The sequence below is a fragment of the Burkholderia sp. YIM B11467 genome, assembly GCF_052952715.1.
Genome location: NZ_JBQVSQ010000014.1, coordinates 127,119 through 133,324, shown reverse-complemented (window position 1 = coordinate 133,324; position 6,206 = coordinate 127,119). Strand labels below are relative to the sequence as shown.

The window sequence follows — 6,206 nt, the reverse complement described above, 5'->3', positions numbered from 1 at the left end:
TTCCTGAGGAGTAGCCGGCGCGCGGGCCGGGCGACGCCGGGCGCGCGCCGCGATACGGCATGCCGGGGCGCGGCGCCGACTGACGGCGGGCGCACGGATGGTCGCCCGCGCGTCTTAAACGGCACTTAAGGGCCGGCGGTGACGCGGCAACCGGCCGCTCGCGCGGCCGGCCTGCGGGCATTGTGCCAGAGCGGCGCGACGCGACGGCGAATTTGCCGCATGGGGACAGTTTGCGGCGCTTTCCGCTTTTATGGTCTAATGGCCGACGACGAAACAGGGGTGCTTCGTGTGCGGCCGGCGGATGTTCCAGGCGGCGCAGCGAGGCTGAGAAAGACCCTTCGCACCCGATCCGGGTAATACCGGCGAGGGAAGTTTCTGATCCCGCCGGGCCGCGCTGGCCGCCATCCCACATGGTCAGCGCCCGAGTCCCGCCCGGCCGGCCTTTGCTGCCGGTTTCGTCCTTTTGGGTACGCGCATTGCGCGTTACGGAAGGAATGATGACCGCACAATCTTCAGTCTTTTGCATGGCTCCCGGCCCGATGTCGCGTGCGTTCGCACGGGACGGCGCGTGCGCGTCGACGTTCGTCGTGCGCGCTCGCGCGGAGGGGGCGCGATGAACGTTCCCGATTCACGGCCGGATTTCGCGGTGCTCGGCGGCGGCCTCGTCGGCCGCCTGATCGCATGGCGGCTCGCGGGCGACGGGTTTCGCGTCGCGCTCTACGAGCGCGGCGGCCCGGATGGCGAGCAGTCGGCCGCGTGGATCGCGGCCGCGATGCTCGCACCGCTCGCGGAAGCGGCGAGCGCGGAGCTGCTGATCACCGAGCTCGGCGCCGCGTCGCTCGCGCGCTGGCCGCAGTGGCTCGCGGAGCTGCCCGAACCCGTCTTCTTCCAGCATCACGGCACGCTCGTCGTCTGGCATCAGGCGGACCGCGCGGAGGCGCCGCTGTTCGAGCGGCGCGTGCGCGCGAACGCGCCGGCCGACCTGTTCGACGGCGGCTTCGTGACGCTCGCCGGCGCGCAGGTCGATGCGGCCGAGCCCGCGCTCGCGGGCCGCTTCGCGCGCGGGCTGCTGCTGCCGCGCGAAGGCCAGCTCGACAATCGCCAGGCGCTGCGCGCGCTGGCCGCGGGTCTCGTCGAGCGCGGCGTCGACCTGCACTGGCACGTCACGATCGACGACGCGAACCTGCCCGACGCGCATTTCACGATCGATTGCCGCGGGCTCGGCGCGAAACCCGCGCTGCCCGCGCTGCGCGGCATCCGCGGCGAAGTCGCGCGCGTGCATGCGCCCGGTATCGGGCTCACGCGGCCCGTGCGGTTGCTGCATCCGCGCTATCCGCTGTACATCGCGCCGAAGCAGGACGATCTCTATGTGATCGGCGCGACCGAGGTGGAGGGCGAGGACATGTCGCCCGTCAGCGTGCGCTCCGCGCTCGAACTGCTGAGCGCGGCATTCTCCGTGCATCCGGCGTTCGGCGAGGCGCGCATCCTCGAACTCAATGCGCACTGCCGGCCGACGCTGCCCGACCATCGCCCCGCGGTGATCTGGGACGGCGCGTCGACGCTCGCCGTCAACGGCCTGTACCGGCACGGCTTCATGATCGCGCCGGAAGTCGCGCACGCGGCGGTCGCGTGCGCCGAAGCCGCGCTCGGCGGCGCGTTCGGCGATGCCGACGCGTTCGCCGCCTGGCGCGACGCCGCGCGCTGGCCGACGCTCCTTCATCACCGCAACGACGCGCGCCAGCCGGCCTGACGCGCGCTGCCGACCGAATCCGACGAAGCCTCATGGATATCCAGATCAACCAACAGACCCTGACGCTGCCCGACGGCGCGACGGTGGCCGACGCGCTCGCCGCGTACGGCGCGCGTCCGCCGTACGCGGTCGCGCTGAACGGCAACTTCGTCGCGCGCACGCAGCATGCGGCGCGCGCGCTCGCGGCGGGCGACAAGCTCGACGTCGTGCACCCCGTCGCGGGCGGCTGAGCGCCGCCGGTTCGTCCCCGCTCTTCCAGGAAAACGACATGACGTCCCTCACATCCGCCGACGCGCTGACGCTGTACGGCGAAACATTCGCAAGCCGCGTGCTGCTCGGCACGTCGCGCTATCCGTCGCTGCAGTCGCTGTCCGATTCGATCGCCGCGTCGCGGCCGGGGATGGTGACGGTCGCGCTGCGCCGCCAGATGACGGGCGGCACCGCCGAAGCCGGCTTCTTCGACCTGCTCAAGCGCCACGCGGTGCCGCTGCTGCCGAACACGGCCGGCTGCCAGACCGTCGCCGAAGCCGTGACGACCGCGCACATGGCGCGCGAGGTGTTCGGCACCGACTGGATCAAGCTCGAGCTGATCGGCGACGACTACACGCTGCAGCCCGACCCGGTCGGGCTGATCGAGGCCGCCGCGCAGCTGGTCAAGGACGGTTTCAAGGTGCTGCCGTACTGCACCGAGGATCTCGTGATCGGCCGGCGCCTGCTCGACGTCGGCTGCGAGGCGCTGATGCCGTGGGGCGCGCCGATCGGCACGGGCAAGGGCGTCGTGAACCCGTACGGCTTGCGCGTGCTGCGTGAGCGGCTGCCCGACGTGCCGCTGATCGTCGACGCGGGGCTCGGCGTGCCGTCGCACGCGTGCCAGGTGATGGAGTGGGGCTTCGACGGCGTGTTGTTGAACACCGCCGTGTCGCAGGCCACGCACCCCGAGATCATGGCGCGCGCCTTCGCACAGGGCGTCGAGGCCGGCCGTGCCGCGTATCTCGCCGGGCCGATGGACGCGCGCGAGACCGCGCATGCAAGTACGCCGGTCGTCGGGATGCCGTTCTGGCATCAGGACGGGGGCGGCGCATGAGCGCGCGGTTTGCCGATGCCTTCTGGCCGCCGGCCGACGAGCTGGCCGAAGCGGCCGAACGGATTCGCGCACGGCTCGGCGACTGGCCGCGCGACGCGGCGCCGTGGCGGCTCTGCGTGGCAGTGCCCGACGCGCCGGCCGACGGCGACGTGCTGATCGTGTCGGCCGGCGACCGCATCGCGCAGACGCGTGCTTCGGCCGTCTCGCGGCCCGCGTCGCCGGACGCGGTTGCGATCGAATTCGACGAGCAGGGTGCGGTGCTGCACGCGGCGGGCGTGCGCTACGAGCTCGAAGCCGCGCATCCGCTGGCGGACGACTGGATCGCGGCGCTCGCCGCATTCCTCGATTGCGGCTTCGCACCGGTCGACGCGCTGGTGCTCGCGCTGGCGTGGCGCGACGGCGACGAGACCCGCGCCGCCGACGCCTGGCCGGTCGACGCCGCGCGGTTCCCGCGCGTCGCCGGGCTGCCGGCCGCGTCCGAGCCCGCGTTCGCGCCGTGCCCCGCGCAGCTCGGCCTTTATCCGGTCGTGCCGGATGCCGATTGGGTCGAACGCGTGCTCGATTGCGGCGTGCGGACCGTGCAACTGCGCGTGAAAGGCGCGGCGCCGGACGCATTGCGCCGGGAAATCGCGCGCGCGGTCGCGGTCGGGCGTCGTTATCCCGATGCGCGCGTGTTCATCAACGATCACTGGCAGATCGCTGCAGATGAAGGTGCGTACGGCGTTCATCTGGGCCAGGAAGATCTCGAAACGGCCGATCTGGCCGCGATCGCCCGCGCGGGCCTGCGGCTCGGACTTTCGAGCCATGGTTATTACGAGATGTTGCGTGCGCTGCACGAGCGCCCGAGCTATCTCGCGCTCGGCCCCGTGTACGCGACCGCGACCAAGGCCGTCGCCGCGCCGCCGCAGGGCCTCGCGCGGATTGCCCGCTACGCGCGCTTCGCGGGGGCGCGGGCGCCACTCGTCGCGATCGGCGGGGTGGGGCTCGACGCGCTGCCGGCCGTGCTGGCGACGGGCGTCGGCAGCGTCGCGGTGGTCAGCGCGGTCACGGGCGCGGCCGACTATCGAGCCGCGCTTATTGCGCTGCAGCAATGTTTTGCCGGACAATTTGACAATCATTGACCGCAGGGCCTGGAACGGCGTCACGACATCATTCCAAGGCAGGCCCTATAATTCGGCGTTCTGCGTAAAAGGACTGTCCGCTCCGTGAGCCCCACTCCTCCCGAGACATTGCTGGAACTTCGCGACGTCGACTTCGGCTACGGCGACCGCCTCGTCCTGTCCAACCTGAACCTGCGCTTCGGGCGCGGGCAGGTGGTCGCGGTCATGGGCGGGTCGGGTTGCGGCAAGACGACCGTGCTGCGCCTGATCGGCGGCCTCGTGCGCGCGCGCCGCGGCCAGGTGCTGTTCGACGGCGCCGATGTCGGCGCGCAAACGCGCGACGGCCTGTACGCGCTGCGCCGCAAGATGGGCATGCTGTTCCAGTTCGGCGCGTTGTTCACCGACATGTCGGTGTTCGAGAACGTCGCGTTCGCGTTGCGCGAGCACACCGATCTGCCCGAAGACCTGATCCGCGACCTCGTGCTGATGAAGCTCAACGCGGTCGGGTTGCGCGGCGCGCGGGACCTGATGCCGTCCGAGGTATCGGGCGGGATGGCGCGCCGTATCGCGCTCGCGCGCGCGATCGCGCTCGATCCGCAGCTCATCATGTACGACGAGCCGTTCGCGGGCCTCGATCCGATTTCGCTCGGCATTACCGCGAACCTGATCCGCACGCTGAACCAGGCGCTCGGCGCGACGTCGATCCTCGTCACGCACGACGTGCCCGAATCGTTCGCGATTGCCGACTACGTGTATTTTCTGGCCAACGGCGGCGTGCTCGCGCAGGGTACGCCCGACGAGTTGCGTGCGTCGACCGATCCGAGCGTGCGTCAGTTCATCGACGGCGCGCCGGACGGCCCCTTCAAATTTCATTACACGAGCCCGCCGCTCGCAGCGGATTTCGGGCTCGGCGGAGGGCGCGCATGATCAGCGCGATCGGACGTTACGTCATCGGCGGCCTCGGGCGCGCGGGCTACGGCACGCGCCTGTTCGTGCGCCTCGTGCTGGAATTCTTCCCGCTGCTGCGCCGGCCGCGGCTTGTCACGAAGCAGATCCACTTCCTCGGCAACTATTCGTTCGTGATCATTGCCGTGTCGGGGCTGTTCGTCGGTTTCGTGCTCGGCCTGCAGGGGTATTACACGCTGAACCGCTACGGCTCCGAGCAGGCGCTCGGCCTGCTGGTCGCGCTGTCGCTCGTGCGCGAGCTCGGGCCGGTCGTCACCGCGCTGCTGTTCGCGGGCCGCGCGGGCACGTCGCTCACGGCCGAGATCGGCCTGATGAAGGCCGGCGAGCAGCTCACCGCGCTCGAGATGATGGCCGTGGACCCGATCAAGACGGTGATCGCGCCGCGCATGTGGGCAGGGATCATCACGATGCCGCTGCTCGCCGCGATCTTCAGCGCGGTCGGTGTGCTCGGCGGCTACATCGTCGGCGTCATACTGATCGGCGTCGATCCGGGCGCGTTCTGGTCGCAGATGCAGGGCGGGGTCCAGGTCTGGGCCGACGTCGGCAACGGCGTGCTGAAGAGCATCGTGTTCGGGTTCGCCGTGACCTTCATTGCGCTGTTTCAAGGGTATGAAGCGAAGCCCACGCCGGAAGGCGTATCGCGTGCGACCACCAAGACGGTCGTGTTCGCGTCGCTCGCCGTACTCGGCCTCGATTTCCTGCTGACTGCGCTGATGTTCAGCTAAGCCTCAGCCAAGCCATATTTTGGGATGACGATGAAAAAGACTGCTCTCGACTTCTGGGTCGGCCTGTTCGTGGTGGTGGGCTTCCTTGCGGTGCTGTTCCTGGCGCTGAAGGTCGGCAACATGAGCTCGCTGTCGTTTCAGCCGACCTACGCGGTGAAGATGAAATTCGACAATATCGGCGGGCTGAAGCCGCGCGCGGCCGTGAAGAGCGCGGGTGTCGTGGTCGGCCGCGTGAAGACGATCGGCTTCGACACGAACACGTACCAGGCGCTGGTGACGATCGATATCGACGGCCAGTATCCGTTCCCGAAGGATTCGTCGGCGAAGATCCTGACGTCGGGCCTGCTCGGCGAACAATATATCGGCCTCGAGCCGGGCGGCGACACCGAAATGCTGAAGGCGGGCGATACGATCACGATGACGCAATCGGCGATCGTGCTCGAGAACCTGATCGGCCAGTTCCTGTACAGCAAGGCCGCCGATGCGGGCGGCGCGAAGCCGGCAGCCGGTGCGCCGGCCGCGCCGGCACCGGTGGCGGTACCTGCGTCGGCTGTGTCCGGTTCGGCAGCCCAATAACCACA

Annotated in this window: 7 protein-coding genes and 1 riboswitch; all 7 genes read left to right on the top strand. The window is 69.8% G+C overall.

Annotated features, from left to right (window positions below; translation table 11 throughout):
- Nucleotides 1–265 precede the first annotated feature (265 nt).
- Nucleotides 266–388, top strand: a riboswitch (TPP riboswitch).
- A 225-nt stretch (nt 389–613) separates the two neighbouring features.
- The 7 genes from ACTRWB_RS33715 to mlaD all read left to right on the top strand — a co-directional run bounded on the left by ACTRWB_RS33715 (nt 614) and on the right by mlaD (nt 6,201).
- A complete protein-coding gene (locus tag ACTRWB_RS33715) occupies nt 614–1,750 on the top strand; it encodes an FAD-dependent oxidoreductase (protein ID WP_446904431.1) in 1,137 nt (378 codons plus the stop codon).
- A gap of 32 nt (nt 1,751–1,782) precedes the next feature.
- On the top strand, nt 1,783–1,980 hold the full coding sequence (gene thiS, locus ACTRWB_RS33710) for a sulfur carrier protein ThiS (protein WP_027783340.1): 198 nt from the start codon (nt 1,783–1,785) through the stop codon (nt 1,978–1,980).
- 38 nt (nt 1,981–2,018) lie between these two features.
- Nucleotides 2,019–2,834 carry a thiazole synthase gene (locus ACTRWB_RS33705; protein WP_034183640.1) on the top strand — a complete coding sequence of 272 codons (816 nt, stop codon included), beginning with the start codon at nt 2,019–2,021 and terminating at the stop codon, nt 2,832–2,834.
- Entirely contained in the window at nt 2,831–3,955 is a 1,125-nt protein-coding gene (thiE, locus tag ACTRWB_RS33700; protein WP_446904430.1) for a thiamine phosphate synthase, read from the top strand. The genes ACTRWB_RS33705 and thiE overlap by 4 nt, the downstream gene beginning before the upstream one ends.
- 84 nt (nt 3,956–4,039) lie before the next feature.
- Nucleotides 4,040–4,861 carry an ABC transporter ATP-binding protein gene (locus tag ACTRWB_RS33695; RefSeq protein ID WP_027783343.1) on the top strand — a complete coding sequence of 274 codons (822 nt, stop codon included), beginning with the start codon at nt 4,040–4,042 and terminating at the stop codon, nt 4,859–4,861.
- Entirely contained in the window at nt 4,858–5,625 is a 768-nt protein-coding gene (gene mlaE, locus ACTRWB_RS33690; RefSeq protein WP_048251413.1) for a lipid asymmetry maintenance ABC transporter permease subunit MlaE, read from the top strand. Before ACTRWB_RS33695 ends, mlaE begins: the two co-directional genes overlap by 4 nt.
- 24 nt (nt 5,626–5,649) lie before the next feature.
- On the top strand, nt 5,650–6,201 hold the full coding sequence (mlaD, locus tag ACTRWB_RS33685; protein ID WP_129513548.1) for an outer membrane lipid asymmetry maintenance protein MlaD: 552 nt from the start codon (nt 5,650–5,652) through the stop codon (nt 6,199–6,201).
- Nucleotides 6,202–6,206 lie beyond the last annotated feature (5 nt).

Coding starts and splice junctions, on each gene's coding strand:
- thiE (WP_446904430.1), top strand. CDS start 2,831: ATGAGCGCGCGGTTTGCCGATGCCTTCTGGCCGCCGGCCGACGAGCTG.
- ACTRWB_RS33705 (WP_034183640.1), top strand. CDS start 2,019: ATGACGTCCCTCACATCCGCCGACGCGCTGACGCTGTACGGCGAAACA.
- ACTRWB_RS33715 (WP_446904431.1), top strand. CDS start 614: ATGAACGTTCCCGATTCACGGCCGGATTTCGCGGTGCTCGGCGGCGGC.
- mlaE (WP_048251413.1), top strand. CDS start 4,858: ATGATCAGCGCGATCGGACGTTACGTCATCGGCGGCCTCGGGCGCGCG.
- mlaD (WP_129513548.1), top strand. CDS start 5,650: ATGACGATGAAAAAGACTGCTCTCGACTTCTGGGTCGGCCTGTTCGTG.
- thiS (WP_027783340.1), top strand. CDS start 1,783: ATGGATATCCAGATCAACCAACAGACCCTGACGCTGCCCGACGGCGCG.